Annotated in this window: 14 protein-coding genes and 1 tRNA gene; 11 read left to right on the forward strand and 4 right to left on the reverse strand. The window is 67.3% G+C overall.

Annotated features, from left to right (window positions below; genetic code table 11):
* Positions 1 to 45: 45 nt before the first annotated feature.
* The 5 genes from ACPEH8_RS17595 (at position 46) to ACPEH8_RS17615 (ending at position 2,747) form a co-directional block, all read left to right on the forward strand.
* Positions 46 to 849 (forward strand): SPOR domain-containing protein, encoded by an 804-nt coding sequence (locus ACPEH8_RS17595; RefSeq protein ID WP_136006658.1) that lies wholly within the window; start codon positions 46 to 48, stop codon positions 847 to 849.
* 41 nt (positions 850 to 890) lie between these two features.
* Positions 891 to 966, forward strand: a tRNA-Thr gene (locus ACPEH8_RS17600).
* A gap of 120 nt (positions 967 to 1,086) precedes the next feature.
* The gene (gene rocF / locus ACPEH8_RS17605; RefSeq protein WP_423667678.1) at positions 1,087 to 2,007 is read left to right on the forward strand and encodes an arginase; all 921 of its coding nucleotides are present in this window, start codon (positions 1,087 to 1,089) and stop codon (positions 2,005 to 2,007) included.
* A 202-nt stretch (positions 2,008 to 2,209) separates the two neighbouring features.
* Positions 2,210 to 2,347: an entericidin A/B family lipoprotein gene (locus tag ACPEH8_RS17610; protein ID WP_026070664.1), complete on the forward strand. Its 138-nt coding sequence runs from the start codon at positions 2,210 to 2,212 to the stop codon at positions 2,345 to 2,347.
* A gap of 178 nt (positions 2,348 to 2,525) precedes the next feature.
* Positions 2,526 to 2,747 (forward strand): CsbD family protein, encoded by a 222-nt coding sequence (locus tag ACPEH8_RS17615; RefSeq protein WP_017355368.1) that lies wholly within the window; start codon positions 2,526 to 2,528, stop codon positions 2,745 to 2,747.
* An 85-nt stretch (positions 2,748 to 2,832) separates the two neighbouring features.
* Here the strand turns inward: ACPEH8_RS17615 and ACPEH8_RS17620 are convergent, their stop codons facing one another.
* Positions 2,833 to 3,630, reverse strand: a complete 798-nt coding sequence (locus ACPEH8_RS17620) for a hypothetical protein (protein WP_017355369.1) — start codon at positions 3,628 to 3,630, stop codon at positions 2,833 to 2,835.
* Between the two features lie 107 nt (positions 3,631 to 3,737).
* Between ACPEH8_RS17620 and ACPEH8_RS17625 the strand changes: the two genes are divergently transcribed.
* From ACPEH8_RS17625 to ACPEH8_RS17640, 4 genes are all read left to right on the forward strand, one after another.
* The gene (locus tag ACPEH8_RS17625) at positions 3,738 to 5,033 is read left to right on the forward strand and encodes a tryptophan--tRNA ligase (RefSeq protein WP_017355370.1); all 1,296 of its coding nucleotides are present in this window, start codon (positions 3,738 to 3,740) and stop codon (positions 5,031 to 5,033) included.
* Positions 5,034 to 5,120: 87 nt separating this feature from the next.
* Positions 5,121 to 5,459, forward strand: a complete 339-nt coding sequence (locus tag ACPEH8_RS17630; RefSeq protein WP_017355371.1) for a hypothetical protein — start codon at positions 5,121 to 5,123, stop codon at positions 5,457 to 5,459.
* Between the two features lie 45 nt (positions 5,460 to 5,504).
* Complete coding sequence (locus tag ACPEH8_RS17635) at positions 5,505 to 6,437, forward strand: MBL fold metallo-hydrolase (protein WP_017355372.1); 933 nt, start codon at positions 5,505 to 5,507, stop codon at positions 6,435 to 6,437.
* A gap of 81 nt (positions 6,438 to 6,518) precedes the next feature.
* Positions 6,519 to 8,171 (forward strand): M28 family metallopeptidase, encoded by a 1,653-nt coding sequence (locus tag ACPEH8_RS17640; RefSeq protein WP_313274844.1) that lies wholly within the window; start codon positions 6,519 to 6,521, stop codon positions 8,169 to 8,171.
* A gap of 136 nt (positions 8,172 to 8,307) precedes the next feature.
* Here ACPEH8_RS17640 and ACPEH8_RS17645 read toward each other — a convergent pair whose 3' ends face one another.
* On the reverse strand, positions 8,308 to 9,651 hold the full coding sequence (locus ACPEH8_RS17645) for an MFS transporter (protein WP_017354743.1): 1,344 nt from the start codon (positions 9,649 to 9,651) through the stop codon (positions 8,308 to 8,310).
* Positions 9,652 to 9,846: 195 nt separating this feature from the next.
* Here ACPEH8_RS17645 and yedA point away from each other — a divergent pair, with 195 nt between their 5' ends.
* Together yedA and rarD are read left to right on the forward strand one after the other, a co-directional pair.
* Positions 9,847 to 10,746 carry a drug/metabolite exporter YedA gene (yedA, locus tag ACPEH8_RS17650; RefSeq protein WP_136006660.1) on the forward strand — a complete coding sequence of 300 codons (900 nt, stop codon included), beginning with the start codon at positions 9,847 to 9,849 and terminating at the stop codon, positions 10,744 to 10,746.
* Complete coding sequence (gene rarD, locus ACPEH8_RS17655) at positions 10,743 to 11,651, forward strand: EamA family transporter RarD (protein WP_017354745.1); 909 nt, start codon at positions 10,743 to 10,745, stop codon at positions 11,649 to 11,651. Before yedA ends, rarD begins: the two co-directional genes overlap by 4 nt.
* A gap of 213 nt (positions 11,652 to 11,864) precedes the next feature.
* Here rarD and ACPEH8_RS17660 read toward each other — a convergent pair whose 3' ends face one another.
* Both ACPEH8_RS17660 and ACPEH8_RS17665 read right to left on the reverse strand, forming a co-directional pair.
* Positions 11,865 to 14,714, reverse strand: a complete 2,850-nt coding sequence (locus ACPEH8_RS17660; protein ID WP_423667681.1) for a TonB-dependent receptor plug domain-containing protein — start codon at positions 14,712 to 14,714, stop codon at positions 11,865 to 11,867.
* Between the two features lie 79 nt (positions 14,715 to 14,793).
* Positions 14,794 to 15,087 (reverse strand): hypothetical protein, encoded by a 294-nt coding sequence (locus tag ACPEH8_RS17665; RefSeq protein ID WP_262071726.1) that lies wholly within the window; start codon positions 15,085 to 15,087, stop codon positions 14,794 to 14,796.
* Positions 15,088 to 15,144 lie beyond the last annotated feature (57 nt).

The following is a 15,144-nucleotide window of genomic DNA, read 5'->3' on the forward strand; positions in this document are numbered from 1 at the left end:
GGCCAGGCCGCGCGCAATCCCCGCGCTTGGCCCTAGAATCCCTGCATGCTTACCCGTGCCCTGATCGTTGTCCTGGTCATCCTCAATGGGGGTGTCGCACTGTGGTGGATGCTGCGCGGCGAGCCCGCCGTTGCGCCGTCTGCGGCGCCCAGCGGTGTGGCGCAGCTCCAGCTGTTGCCCGGGGATGCCGTCGTACCGGCGGCCGCGCCTGTGGCGCCGGCCGTGGCCACGCCCGCGCTGGCCGATGCCACCCCGGCCGCGGCGGCACCGGCGCCTGCAACCGCGCCGGCGGCGCCCACGCCCGTGCCTGTGCCCACGCCCGCAGCACCCGCTGTCACGGCGCCGGCACCGGTCGCGGTGACCCCGCCGCCTGCCGCTGCCGTGCCCGCCCAGTGCCTCAGCCTGGGTCCGTTTGCCGACCGTGCCAGCGCGCAGGCCGCGCAGGCCAAGGCTGGCGCCGGGCTGCGCGGCGCGCGCCTGCGTGAGGTCACCGATGCCGGCGCCACGCGCTACCGGGTGCTGCTGCCGCCGGCCGCCAGCCGTGAGGAAGCCCAGGCCACGGTCAAGCGCATCGTCGCGGCGGGCCTGAGCGACTACTACATCATCGGCCAGGGCGAGGAAGCCAACGCCATCGCGCTGGGCCAGTACCGCAACCGCGAAGGGGCCGAACGGCGCATGGCTGCCCTCAGTGCGGCAGGTTTCAACGCCCGCCTGGTGCCCAGTGGCGGGGATGGCAGCGCGCAGTGGTGGGTGGATGCGACGCTGGCCACCCCGGCCGACGCCGCCACGGTGCGCCAGCGCAGCGGCGCGGCGCAGCAACGCTCGCTGGACTGTGCGCGCTTGCGCTAGAATCCACGCTCCGCGACGGCAGCGCCGTTCGCCGTGCCGATGCCGGCATAGCTCAGTTGGTAGAGCAACCGCCTTGTAAGCGGTAGGTCCCCAGTTCGAATCCGGGTGCCGGCACCACCGACCAACGGTCGGTGGCTACTGATTGTCCGCTGCTTCCCCTCGTTACCTGCTGCAGCGCCGCGAGTCCCGCGCCGTCGCGCTGGCTAGACTGTGCTTCTTTGCAATGGAGCAGCAGCGATGGCGATGTATCCCCCGGTTTCCCTGATCGGCGTTCCCACCGACATCGGAGCAGGCCATCGCGGCGCAGGTCTGGGGCCGGACGCACTGCGTATTGCCGGCCTCGGCGATGCCCTGGCCGCGCGCGGCGTGGACGTGCGCGACATCGGCAACCTGGATGGCCCGCGCAACCCGTGGACCGCGCCGGTGCACGGCTACCGCCACCTGGATGAAGTGGTGGCGTGGAACCGTGCGCTGATGGACGCCACCTACGCCGAACTGCAGGCAGGCCGCATGCCGATCATGCTCGGCGGCGACCATTGCCTGGGCATCGGCTCGATCACGGCGGTGGCGCGATGGTGCCGCGAGCAGGGCAAGACCCTGCGCGTGCTGTGGCTGGATGCGCACTCGGACTTCAATACCAGCGACGTCACCCCGTCGGGCAACGTGCATGGCATGCCAGTGGCCTGCCTGTGCGGGCTGGGCCCGGATGCGCTGACCCGGCTTGGCGGCGATGCGCCGGCGATCCGCCCGCAGCAGGTGCATCAGATCGGCATCCGGTCGGTGGACCAGGATGAGAAGCGCCTGATCAAGCAGCATCAGGTGGATGTGTACGACATGCGCTACATCGACGAGGCCGGCATGAAGCGCACGATGGAAGCGGCGCTGAAGGGGATCGACGCCACCACCCACCTGCATGTCAGCTTCGACGTGGACTTCCTGGACCCGAGCATCGCCCCGGGCGTAGGCACCACCGTGCCGGGTGGCGTGAACTACCGCGAAGCCCAGCTGGTGATGGAAATGATCGCCGACAACGGGCGCATGGGCTCGCTGGACATCGTGGAGCTCAATCCCCTGCTGGACAACCGCAACACCACCGCCGAGCTGGCGGTGGACCTGGTGGAAAGCCTGTTTGGCAAATCGACATTGATGCGCGATTGACACCGTGGCGGCGTGCCGTGCGCCGCGTGGCTGAATGGTGGCAGGGCGCGTTCACATTCGCTGCACGCCGCTGCCGCCAGATTGCACATCACGCGGCGGCAGTGTCGATTCGACCCCCGCCCCGCGATCGGGAAGAGGAGCATCGCTCGTCTGACAGGTGGACCGGATACCGGTGATGAAGTTGATCAAACAGGAGAACCCCATGAAGCGTGTTATTGCACTGATGCTGTTGTCGATGTTCTCGGTGGCGATGCTCGCCGGCTGCAACACCGTTGCCGGTGCCGGCAAGGATGTACAGAAGGCGGGCGAGACGGTGGAAGACGCTGCCAAGGGCAACTGATCCCCGGATCGGACACCCAGAAAAAGGCCGGGATTTCCCGGCCTTTTTCGTTGCGTGCAGTAGTGAACCATTCAAGCTCGTGAGCATCCGTTTCATCGTCGCTTGACCGCCACCAAACGCGCACCCGCGCACTCTGTACGTGCGGCGACGATGCCGTTTCAAACAAGGATGCCAACCCATGAACAAAGACATCATTTCCGGCAAGTGGACGCAGCTCAAGGGCAAGGCGCAGGCCAAGTGGGGCGATCTGACCGACGACGATTTCAAGGTGGCCGAGGGCAATGCCGAGTACCTGGCAGGCCGGCTGCAGGAGCGCTATGGCTGGGCGCGCGACCGCGCTGAGAACGAAGTGCGCGACTTCGAGAAAGCCATGCGCAAGGATTATCCGGATTTCCACTGACGCGGTACGCCGCGTGCAGTGAGGCGGCACGGCCGCCAGGGTATGAAACCAGGCGGGCCGCATCGCGCGGCCCGCTTTTTCTTTTTCAGCGCCCGCGGTAGGACGGCGGGTCCGGGACATAGCCCTGCGGGAAGGACTGCGGGGCATCGTCGCGGCGCAGCGCACGGCGCGGCATGACCCCGCGCGCGATCAGGTTGCGCTCGCTGTCGTAGCGCACGTCCAGCCGCTGGGTTGGCATGCGCGTGGCGCGGTCGAAGGTGGTGTTGTCCGCGCGCGAATACTCGCGCGCACCGTGCCCGGTGCCGAGCTGCGGGGCGGGCGCCGCTGCACCGCGGGCAGAAGCCACGTCGGCCGCCGCCTCGGCCTGCGGGGCCTCGCGCAGGATCGGGCGCGAGGGGCGGGCGATCGGTGGCGCCGGGGCGTAGCGCGCCGCTTCGCGGAAGACAGCGATGCCGATCACGCCGATGTTGTCGGGGCGGCCGGTGCGTGCCGCGTAGCTGCGGCCAGGGTCGGTGAACACGAACTGGGCGACCTCGCGCGACGACTTGCGCCAGCCGCTGATCTCCGCCCGCTGCCACGGGTCGAGCACATAGCCGGTCTGTCCGGGAGCGGCGACCTCGCCGGTGATGGCGTTCAGGCCGTCCACCGACAGCACCACGAGCACGCGTTCGTTGCTGTCGTTGCGCAATGCCACGCTGTAGCGGTGGCCCTGCTGACCGGCGATCCAGCGCTGGGAGCCGTCCGGATACTGGCGAAGCGTGCGGCCGCTGTCGCGGTCCACCACCTGCAGCGATACCGGCCCGGCATCATCGGGGAACGGGGCCACGGGCGTGAAACCGCACAGCATCCACATGGCCAGCAGGGGCAGAATCAGGCGTTTCATGGCAGGCATCCGGGTTGGGGTACGGGGTTGAACGCCCCAGCCGGTCCAACGGGGTTGCGCGCGGGCAGGTAAACTGGGGGCGTTCAACTGTCCGTAATGATTCCCTCATGACCACCCGCGTTCTTACCGGCATCACCCCCTCCGGCACCCCCCACCTGGGCAACTACGTGGGGGCCATCCGTCCGGCCATCGCGGCCAGCCAGGCCTCCGGCATCGAGAGCTTCTTCTTTCTGGCCGACCTGCACAGCCTGATCAAGGCGCAGGAGCCGGCGCGGACCCAGCGCTCGACCCTGGAAATCGCCGCGAGCTGGCTGGCGTGCGGGCTCGATCCGGACAAGGTGTGGTTCTACCGGCAGAGCGACATCCCCGAAACCACCGAGCTGATGTGGTTCCTGACCGTCATCGCCAGCAAAGGCATCCTCAACCGTGCCCATGCCTACAAGGCGGCCGTGGACAAGAACCGCGAGGAGCAGCTCGACGACGATGCCGGCATCAGCGCGGGCCTGTTCATGTACCCGGTGCTGATGGCGGCCGACATCCTCATCTTCAAGGCCGACCGCGTACCGGTCGGCCGTGACCAGATCCAGCACATCGAGATGGCGCGCGATTTCGCCCAGCGCTTCAATCATGTCTACGGCAAGGAATACTTCCCGTTGCCGGAGGTGGTGATCGACGAACAGGTGGCCACGCTGGCCGGCCTGGACGGCCGCAAGATGAGCAAGAGCTACCACAACACCATTCCGCTGTTCGCGCCGCGCGCGGAGCTGAAGAAGCTGGTGTTCTCGATCCTCACCGACTCGCGCGCACCCGGCGAGCCCAAGAGCACCGAGGGCTCGGCGCTGTTCCAGATGTACCAGGCCTTCGCCACTGCCGAGCAGACGGCTGCGTTCGCCCAGGCATTCGCCGACGGCATCGGCTGGGGCGATGCCAAGCAGCAGTTGTTCGAGCGTATCGACGCCGAGCTGACCCCGCTGCGCGAGCGCTACGAAGCGCTGATGGCCGAGCCGGAGAAGATCGAGGCGCTGCTGCGTCGCCGCGGCCAGCAGTTGCGCGAGCAGTACGCGGTGCCGCTGCTGGCCGAACTGCGCCATGCGGTGGGCCTGCGCGATCTGTCCAGCGCCGGTGGCGTGGCCAGCGAAGACAGCGGCGAAGCACGCGCGGCGCCGCCGATGTTCAAGCAGTACCGCGAAAAGGACGGCCGGTTCTACTTCAAGCTGCTGGCCGGTGACGGCAGCCTGCTGATCCAGAGCGAGGCCTTCGATTCGCCGCGTGATGCCGGCCAGCTGATCGGCGTGCTCAAGCAGACCACGCACGGCGATGGCCTGCAGAGCGAGCTGTTCAAGGTCGAGGTCGATGTGGCGGTCGTGCTCGATGCCCTGCAGGTGTTGCGCGAGCAGGCCTGATCGCAGCGGTACCGGCCGGTGCCGGTACCCTGCCGCCGGCGGCACCGACGCATGGCATGATGCGGGCATCCTGCACGGGAGACTGCAATGGCCTGGTTGTCGTTGGTATTGTTCCTGCCCTGGTTCGTGCTGTTGGGTACGCTGTACTGGCTGTTTCCGCGGCATCCACGTGGCCCATCGCGCCGCCTGTTCGACGGCGTCGCGCTGGCACTGGCCTTCGCCCTGAGCATCCTGGCGATGCTGTGGGGCCATCACATCGGTGTGGTGCAGTCCGATGCTGGCCCGATCTGGCGGCAGGTGCTGGCCGTGCTGTATGCCTACGGTGCGTTCCTGGCGGTGATGGTGGCCGCGATCCTGCTGCGCGGGCCGGTGCTGGCGCGGCGTTCGACCAAAGCCGCATCGAAGCCGGCGGCGGGTTCGCCCTAGACTGGGCGTGGCGTAATGTGCCGATTTTCCGCCAGGGATGAGCCGATGACCTCCGACCCCAGCATCCACACCATCGATACCGCGTTCCAGCGCGACGACTTCGACGCCGCCTATCTGGTGGTCGAAAACGGGCGCGCTGCGTTCATCGACTGCGGTACCGGGCTGGCCGTGCCGGCCATGCTCAAGGCGCTGGCACGCGCGGGGGTACCCGCCGATGCGGTCGACTGGCTGGTGCTGACCCATGTGCATCTGGACCATGCCGGCGGCGCAGGCCTGCTGATGCAGCAATTGCCCAACGCAAGGCTGGTGGTACACCCGCGCGGTGCTCCGCACATGGTCGATCCGACCCGGCTGATCGCCGGCGCCACCGAGGTGTATGGCGAAGCGGAAATCAAGCGCAGCTACGGTCCAATCCTGGCGGTGCCGGCCGAACGCGTGGTGATTGCCGAGGATGGCCATCGCGTCGATCTCGCCGGGCGCGTGCTGGACTGCGTGCACACGCCTGGCCATGCACGCCACCATCTGTGCGTGTGGGATGCGCGCAGCGCGAGCTGGTTCACCGGCGATACCTTCGGCCTGTCCTACCGCGAGCTGGACAGCGCGCGCGGGCCGTTCATCCTGCCCACCTCTTCGCCGGTGCAGTTCGAGCCGGAGCCGCTGAAACAGTCGATCGCGCGCATGCTCGACCGCTCCCCGCAGGCGATGTACCTGACCCACTACGGCCGCGTGGACGACGTACCGCGCCTGGCCGCCGACCTGGTCGAGCAGATCGATGCGATGACCGACATCGCGCGCCAGTGCGATGCACGGCCGGACCGCCACCGCTGTCTGGTGGCCGCGTTGACCGCGCTGTACCTGGAGCGCGCGCAGGCCCACGGCTGCCCCCTGGATGATGCGGCGGTGACGCAGGTGCTGGCGATGGACATCGAGCTCAACGCGCAGGGCCTGGCCTGTTGGCTGGATCGCGACCGCCGTTGAGGGCGGCCGGGGCAGCGGTCATGCAGGTGTCACGTTACACTCGGGCCTTCCGTTTTCCGCCTGGTGTCTGCCGTGAATCCGATGCGCATGCTGCTGTTGTCGTCCTGTCTGTTCGTCGGCGGTCTGGCCCACGCGGCCAACGACCTGCCCGGTGGCGGCATCGACCCGGACGCGCTGTCGCGGCACGTGCGCATCCTTGCGTCTGACGCGTTCGAAGGCCGCGCGCCGGCGTCGGCGGGCGAAGAACGGACTGTCCAGTACCTGACCGAGGAGTTCCGCAGGTACGGCCTGCAGCCCGGCGGCGTGGACGGCACCTGGGTACAGCCGGTGCCGATGGTGCGTGCGCAGGTCGATGGCCCGGTGCGCGCGCAGCTGCGCCAGAACGGCAGAGCGCATCCGCTTGTCAATGGCGAGGACGTGACGCTGCAGAGCCTGCGGCCGCAGGCGGCGGTGGACATCCAGGACGCGCCGCTGGTGTTCGTCGGCTATGGCATCGACGCGCCGGAGCGGCAGTGGGACGACTACAAGGACGTCGACCTGCACGGCAAGATCGCCGTGATGCTGATCAACGATGCCGATTTCGAGGCCGATGCGCCCGGCGCATTCGATGGCAAGGCGGTGACCTACTACGGCCGCTGGACCTACAAGTTCGAGGAAGCCGCGCGGCGCGGCGCGCAGGGCGTGCTGATCGTGCATGAAACCGCGCCGGCCGCGTACGGCTGGGCCACGGTGAAGAGCTCCGGTACCTCGCCGCTGTTCGACATCGAGCGCACCCCCGAGCAGGCGCTGGCCCAGCACGTGCCGGTCCGCGGCTGGATGCAGCGCGCGCTGGCCGAGCAGCTGTTCCGCGATGCCGGACTGGATTTCGAAGCCGAGAAGCGCCGGGCGATGACGCCGGCGTTCACCCCGGTCGCACTCGGCGACGCGCGCCTGTCGGTGAACTTCAAGCTCAAGCGTGAGCAGGTGATCACCCGCAACGTGGTGGCCAAGCTGCCCGGTGGTGCGCACGCCGATGAGGCGGTGATCTTCTCCGCACACTGGGATGCGTTCGGCATCGGCCAGCCGGACGCGAAGGGCGACCGCATCCGCCGTGGCGCGATCGACAACGCCACCGGCGTGGCCACCGTGCTGGAGCTGGGCCGGGTGTTCGCCGCCGGCCCGCAGCCGCAGCGCACGCTGTACTTCGTGGCGCTGACCGCCGAAGAGAAGGGCCTGCTCGGGGCCAGCTACTACGCGGCGCACCCGCTGGCGCCGCTGGACAAGACCGCCGCCGTGCTCAACATCGAGATGTTCAGCCCGGATGGCCCGACCCGCGACATCGCGTCGTGGGGCAAGGGCCGGGTGTCGCTGGAAGGCGACCTGGCGCGCGTGGCCAAGGCCCGTGGCCGCACTTATTCGCCGGATCCGAATCTGGAAGCCGGCTTCTTCTACCGCGCGGACCATTTCGCGTTCGCGCGTCTGGGCGTGCCCGCCATCACCATCGGCCCGGGGCTGGACATGACCGACGGCGGGGTGGAGAAGGGCCGCGCGCTGCGCGATGCGTACTTCGCCGCCTGCTACCACCAGGCCTGCGACGCCTGGACCCCGAGCTGGGACGCCAGCGGCCATGCCGCCGACACCCTGCTGGTCTACGACCTGGGCGCGGAACTGGCCAACAGCCGGCGCTGGCCGCACTGGGAAGAGGGGTCGGAGTTCCGCGCGGTGCGCGAGCAGAGTGAGTCGGCGCGCCGCTGACCCTCAGCGCCGGCGCCGGAACCGCGCTGCCACTCCCGCCGCCCCGACCCGCCCCTGCGACAGCCGCAGCGCCCGAGGGCGCTGCGGCGCGTCCGCCGCCGCACCGCCCGATGCCTGTCGTGTCGCGTCGCCGCGCTTACGGGTGCGTGCGGGTGCCATCCAGCCAGTTCGGGCCCTTGTTCTTCAGGAAGAACACATAGACCACCAGCGACACCGCGATCACGGCGGTGACATAGATCGCGAACGAGGTGACATGGCCGGTCTTCAGCGCGCCCTGGTACAGCAGCGGGGCAGTGCCGCCGAACAGCGAGTTGGCCACCGCGTAGCCGAAGCCCACGCCCAGCGCACGCACGTGGGTGGGGAACAGTTCGGCCTTCACCACGGCGTTGATCGAGGTATAGCCGGTAAGGATGACAAAGCCGATCGCCAGCACCAGGAAGGCCATCAGCGGGTCGTGCTGGTTGGGCAGTTCGGTGATCAGGTACCAGGTGTACAGCACGCCGCCGACGCCGAAGAACACCAGCAGGCTCTTGCGTCCGACGATGTCCGACAGCCAGCCGCCGATCGGCTGCAGCACCATCAGGAAGGTCAGCACGCCGAGGTTGATCAGGGTGCCGGTCATCACGTCGTCGCCGGCGAAGGCGCTCTGGATCATCTTCGGCCCGTTGACCGAGTAGGTGTAGAACGCCACGGTGCCGCCGGCGGTGATCAGGAAGCACAGCAGCAGCGGACGCCACTGGTGCACGAACAACTCGTACATCGAGCCGGAGGCCTTGGCCTTGCCCGTCCTGGCCGCCTCGATGGAGTCCTCGCCCAGTGACTCGTCCATCGTGCGGCGCAGCCAGAACACCACGATCGCAGCGATCCCGCCGATGCCGAAGGCGATGCGCCAGCCCCATTCGGAGATCTGCGGCTTGTCCCAGAACATGAGCATGGCCAGCAGCGTGAGCTGTGCCAGCACATGGCCGCCGACCAGGGTGACGTAGTGGAACGAGGACAGGAAGCCGCGCCGGCCCGGGATGGCCGCTTCGGACATGTAGGTGGCGCTGGTGCCGTACTCGCCGCCGGTGGCAAAGCCCTGCAGCAGGCGTGCGAACAGCAGGATCACCGCCGCCCAGATGCCGATCTGCGACGCGGTGGGGGTGATGGCGATCAGGAACGAACAGGCGGCCATGACCGTCACCGAGACGGTCAGCGCCAGGCGGCGGCCGTAGCGGTCGGCGAAGCGGCCGAAGTACCACGCCCCGATCGGGCGCATCAGGAAGGTGGCGGCGAAGATCGCCCAGACGTAGAGCGTGGAGTTCTTGTCGGCGGCCGAGAAGAACTGCGATTCGAAGTACACCGCGAACACCGAGTAGACGTAGACGTCATACCACTCGACCAGATTGCCGGCCGAGCCTTTCAGGGTGTTGGAAATGGAGCGGCGCAGGGCGGCGCGGGAGGCGGCGTGCGGAATCGCTGGAGGGATGGTCGTGCTCATGCAGGGTAGGGGTCCTGGCTGGAAAACGGTCGAACTGACCGGGCGGCAGCTCCTTGTTACCTTATCGCACGTCAACGACAGGTGCCCGCGCGGCAGCGGCAGATGCCCTGCAACGGATACAGCATGCCGTTTCCCGGGGTGATTGCCGGCAGCGCGGTGCCCTAGAATTCCCACTCCCCCGGATGGTGGTGTGCCATGTCTTCACCTGAACCTGCAGCGGCTGCTCCCCGGAGCGGCCTTGTCGTACTCGCCTTGTTGCTGGTTTACGTGGTCTGGGGGTCCACCTATCTTGGTATCCGGCTGGCGCTGGAGGGCGGCGCGCTGCCGCTGACGACGGTGTCCGGCGCGCGCTTCATCATCGCCGGCTCGCTGATGTACGCGGTGCTGCGCTGGCGCGGCATGCCGGCACCGACCCGGCGGCAGTGGCGCAATCTCGGGATCATGGGGCTGACCATGCTGGTGCTGGGCAACGGCATGGTGGTGCTCGCCGAGCGCACGGTGTCCTCGGGTCTGGCCGCCACTGCGGTGGCATCGGTGCCGTTGTGGATGGCGCTGTTCGCCGCCATGCGCGGCCAGCATGCCAGCCGCGGCGAATGGCTGGGCATCGCGATCGGCTTTCTCGGCGTGGTCTGGCTCAACGCGGGCAGCAGCCTGACCGCCTCGCCGCAGGGACTGATCCTGCTGCTGGTTGCCCCGATCGGCTGGGCATTCGGATCGATCTGGGCGCGCGGGCTGGACCTGCCCAGCCCGTTCATGACCGCCGCCGGGCAGATGCTCTGCGGTGGCGTGATGCTGGTGGCGCTGGGCCTGGCAACCGGTGAGCGTCCCACCATCTGGCCCTCCCTCAGTGGTCTGGCGGCGGTGGCCTACCTGTGCGTGTTCGGCTCGATCGTGGCGTTCACCGCGTACGTGTGGCTGCTGCACAACGTGCGCCCGGCCCTGGTGGCCAGCTATGCCTACGTCAATCCGGTGATCGCGGTGATCCTGGGCGTGATCATCGGCAATGAGCATTTCGGCAGCCACGACCTGCTGGCGATGGCGGTGATCCTGGCCGGCGTGGTGGTGCTGACCCTCGCCCGGACGCGTGCGAAATGAGCCTGTCGCCGCAGCACAGCCTGCAGGAACAACGTCGCGGGCTGGCAATCACCGCGTTCACCTTCACCCTGTGGGGGCTGGTACCGGTCTACTGGCACCTGCTCAAGGCGGTGCCGTCGCAGCAGATCATCGCCCACCGCATCATCTGGAGCACGGTGCTGGTGGTGGCCTGGCTGCTGCTGAGCGGGGGCACCGGCTGGTGGAAGGCGATCGCCGCGCAGAAGCGGGCATTGCCGACACTGGCGCTGAGCAGCCTGGCGATCGCGTTCAACTGGGGCCTGTACATCTGGGCGATCAACGCCGGGCATGTGATCGAAACCAGTCTCGGCTACTTCATCAATCCCCTGGTCAGCGTGCTGCTGGGCGTGGTGGTGCTCAAGGAGCGCCTGCGCCGGCTTCAGTGGCTGGCAGTGGGCTGCGCCGGGCTGGGCGTGGCCTGGCTGACCCTCGACGCGGGAACGCCGCCGTGGATCGCGCTGGGGCTGGCCTGTTCGTTCGGGCTGTACGGCCTGCTGCGCAAGCTGATCTCGGTCGACCCGGTGGCGGGCCTGGGCGTGGAAAGCCTGTACCTGTTCCTGCCGGCCATCGGCTTCGCGCTGTGGAGCGAGAACGGGCACGGCGGCGGCTTCTTCGGGGGATGGGGCTGGCAGAACGATGCGCTGCTGATCCTGGGCGGCGCGGTCACGGCCCTGCCGCTGATCGGTTTCGCCTACGGAGTCAAACGCATTCCGTTGTCGCTGGTCGGCATCCTGCAGTACATCGCACCGAGCCTGGGCCTGCTGCTGGGCGTGTTTTTCTTCCGCGAACCGTTCGACACCGCCAAGGCGATCGGCTTCGCCGCGATCTGGACGGGGCTGGCGCTGTTCATCGGCGACAGCGTGTGGCGGTCACGCAGGGCCGCCTGACGCCAGAATGCCGCGCCGCACCCCCGTAGAGCCGGGTTCTACCCGGCTGCCGTCGGCGCAATGCCGGCAACGACCATTGCCGCGCCGCGCGCGGCCAGCCGACCAACGGTCGGCTCTACCAGGCGATGCGCAAAAAAAAGACGGCGCCCGAAGGCGCCGCCTTACTTCCATCAACGGCTTGGAGAGAGTAAGCCGTGGATCAGAAACGCTGGATCAGAAACGCTGCTGGTACTTCATGTACATGAAGCGGCCGATGTCGAAGCCACCGTAGTAGGTGAAGCTGCTGTTCGGCTGGCTGTACATGATCGGACCCTGGTGGTTGAACACATTGTTCACGCCCATCGACACGGTGCCGTTCCACGGCAGCACGTAACGCACCTGCAGGTCGTGGAAGGTGTTGGAGCCCACCTTGTTGCTCGGCTGCGCGTCGGTATAGACCGAGTTGAAGTCCGGCAGGTTGCATTCGGGGCCGCCGGTCAGGTCGTACGAGCACTTCTCCTTCATGCTGGAGTAGTAGCGCGCGGTCCAGCCGATGCCCAGGTTGCCGTAGGTCCAGTCCACGTTGAGGTTGGAACGGACGCGGAAGTTGCCGCCCCAGCCGGTGAACTGCTCGACCGGCGTGGTGTCGATGTTGTCGCTCTTGCGCTCCAGGTAATCCACATAGGTGGTGTTCCAGGAGATCGCGAACTTGCCGATCGCCAGTTCCGGCAGGCGGTAGCGCACGCTGAGGTCATAGCCGGCGGTTTCCTGGAAACCGGCGTTGTTCAGAGTGCGGTCCAGTGCGGTCACCTGGCCGATGTTCTTGCCAGAGGTGGAGCGGGTGAAGCGGCCGCATGCGGACTGGTTGCCCTGGATGTAGCACTGGTTGAGGATGTCCGTTGCCGACTCACCCACGATCACGTCGTTGATGCGGATCTTCCACCAGTCCAGGCTCAGGTCCAGGCCGGAGACGAATTCCGGGCTGTACACAACGCCAACGGTCCAGGTCTTGGCGGTTTCCGGCTTCAGCGCCGGGTTGGAACCCGAGTTGAAATCGGTGGTCGCCTGCTGGCCCGGCACCATCGCATTGCTGCCGTCGGCGCTCTGCTGGCGGAAGTTCGCCGGCACGTTGACCGCGCAGCGCGCAGCGACGTCGGGGCTCTTGGCGGCCGCACCGAACAGCGTGTCGCACGGATCGGTGAACGAATCGCGCGTGGTGACGGTGCCGCCGTAGAGGTCATCCACGGTCGGCGCGCGGAACCCGGTGCCGTAGGTGGCGCGTACCAGCAGGCTGTCGATCGGCTTCCACTTCAGGCCGAACTTGCTGTTGGTGGTGGCACCGAAGTTGTTGTAGTCCGAGTAGCGACCGGCCAGGTCCAGCGACAGTTCGCGGGCAAAGGCCATGTCGGCCAGCAGCGGCACCTGGAACTCCAGGTACACCTCGTTGAGCGAGTAGTCGCCGCGGGTCGGCTTGCCACTGGTACCGGCAATCCGGCCGTTCTGCACCATCTGGTCCGGGGTGTAGCTGGCCTCTTCGCTGCGGTGCTCGACGCCCATCGCACCCATGATGTCACCGGCCGGCAGCGAGAACAGCGAACCGGAGATGTTCGCGCTGGCCACCTTGGTGGTGCTCTGCATCTTGTCGACGAAACGGGTGAACAGGAAATCCTGCACTTCCTGGCGGCTCAGCGAACCGGCGCTGTTGGAGCCCATCGGCGCCAACGGGTTCCACGGGGTGCAGCCGGCGATCACATTGCCGACGGTGCCGCAGTGCGCCACGCCCTGGCTGTCGATGAACGACGGGCCGACGGCCAGGTTCACGTTCGGCTGGTACATGCTGCCCGTGCCGATGCGCTCGCCTTCATTGCGGTTGTACATGTAGCTGACGTTCCAGTCCCAGTAACGCGAACCGGTTTCGAAGCTGCCTTCCAGACCCAGGCTGGCACGCTTGGTGGTCAGGTTGTTCTCGGTGCCGCGCGGCATTTCCTCGGTGCGGTGCGCGAACAGCACGTCCTGGCCCCAATGGTTGAACGCGCTGTCCTTGGACAGGGCGGCACGGGTGCCGTTGCGGGCCTGTGCGGCCGAGACCGAGTACGGGTAGCCGGCCAGCTGCTTGGTCGACTCACGCTCGCTGTACAGCGCATCGGCGACGAGGCGCAGGTTGTCGGTGATGGAGAAACCGCCGTTGGCAAACACCGACTTGCGCTGCAGGCCGGTGAGCAGGCTCATGTTGCTCTTGGCGTTGCTGTCGTTGGCCTTGTCGACCGGCTTGAAGTTGCCCGGCTGCGACGGATCGCCGCCCGGGCCGACGCTGATGTTGGTGCCGCCGACGGTGGCGTAGCCCCACTCGGTGATGCCGCTCAGGCCGTCGGTCGGGTGTGCCGGGCCGTTCGGGTAGGCAGTGAACTCACGCGCGCTGCCCAGCACCGGATCTTCGTCGGTGTACTCGCCGCCCACGGTGAACCAGCCGCGATCGAAGGTCTTGCCGAAGGTCGCGCTGTAGGAGGTCTTCTGACCGTCGCCCTGGCCGTACTGGCCGACGTAGGCATTGACTTCAGCGCCGTCGAAGTTCCTGCGGGTGATGATGTTGACCACACCGGCGATGGCATCCGAGCCGTACAGCGCCGAGGCGCCGTCGGTCAGCACTTCAACACGGTCCACGATCGAGGACGGGATGGAGGCCAGGTCGGAGTAACCGCCGGCGCTGACGCCCATGCGGCGGCCATCGATCAGCACCAGGCTGCGTTCCGGCCCCAGGTTGCGCAGGCTGACGTACATGCCGCCGAAGTCGCGCGAGGAGGTCAGCGAAGACGCACGGCTCATGCTCGGCGAACCGGCGGCGGTGACGTCCTGCAGGATGTCGGCAACGTTGACGTAGCCCTTCTTCTCGATCTCGGCGCGGTTCAGCGCCACGACCGGCTGCGCGGTTTCGACGCTGGCCTGGCGGATGCGCGAACCGGTGATTTCAATGCGGTCGAGGTTGGTGGTGCCGTCCGCGGCATTCTGTGCGAAGGCGGGGGCACTGCAGCTGGCGACAAGCGCGATGGCGATCGCGTTGCGCAGCGGATTGGTCTTCAAATACATCCGTGCGTTCTCTTTCTCAAAAAAATCGTTCGCCCTGGGGGCGGCGTGGGGACAACACCACGACGTGGGGGGCGGGATTCTAATGACTTTTCAAAATTTTTACTTTCATCTGAAAGCATGAAAAAGGCCTTAAATGAACACGCGCTGACAAATGCGCGCATTCAGACGAAACCTTTTTCATCTGCACGCATCGCGCATGCGCACGCACGCCGCCACGACACGTGGACGCATCCATAGCGGCGACGGCGTGCGCATCTTGAATGCCTGCGACACTGCGCCGCACCTCGAAAAACAAGCGGTATCGCGCACTGTGCGGCGCAACTAAACGCGCAATGAACACACGCCAAAAAAAAAGAACCGCACGCTTGCGCATGCGGTTCCCTCATTGCTATCCCGTGCGCGCGCCTGCGCACGCGTGTTCATTGCCAGT

Source organism: Stenotrophomonas sp. NPDC077461 (assembly GCF_049545475.1).
In the GTDB taxonomy this organism is placed as follows: Bacteria; Pseudomonadota; Gammaproteobacteria; order Xanthomonadales; family Xanthomonadaceae; genus Stenotrophomonas; species Stenotrophomonas nematodicola.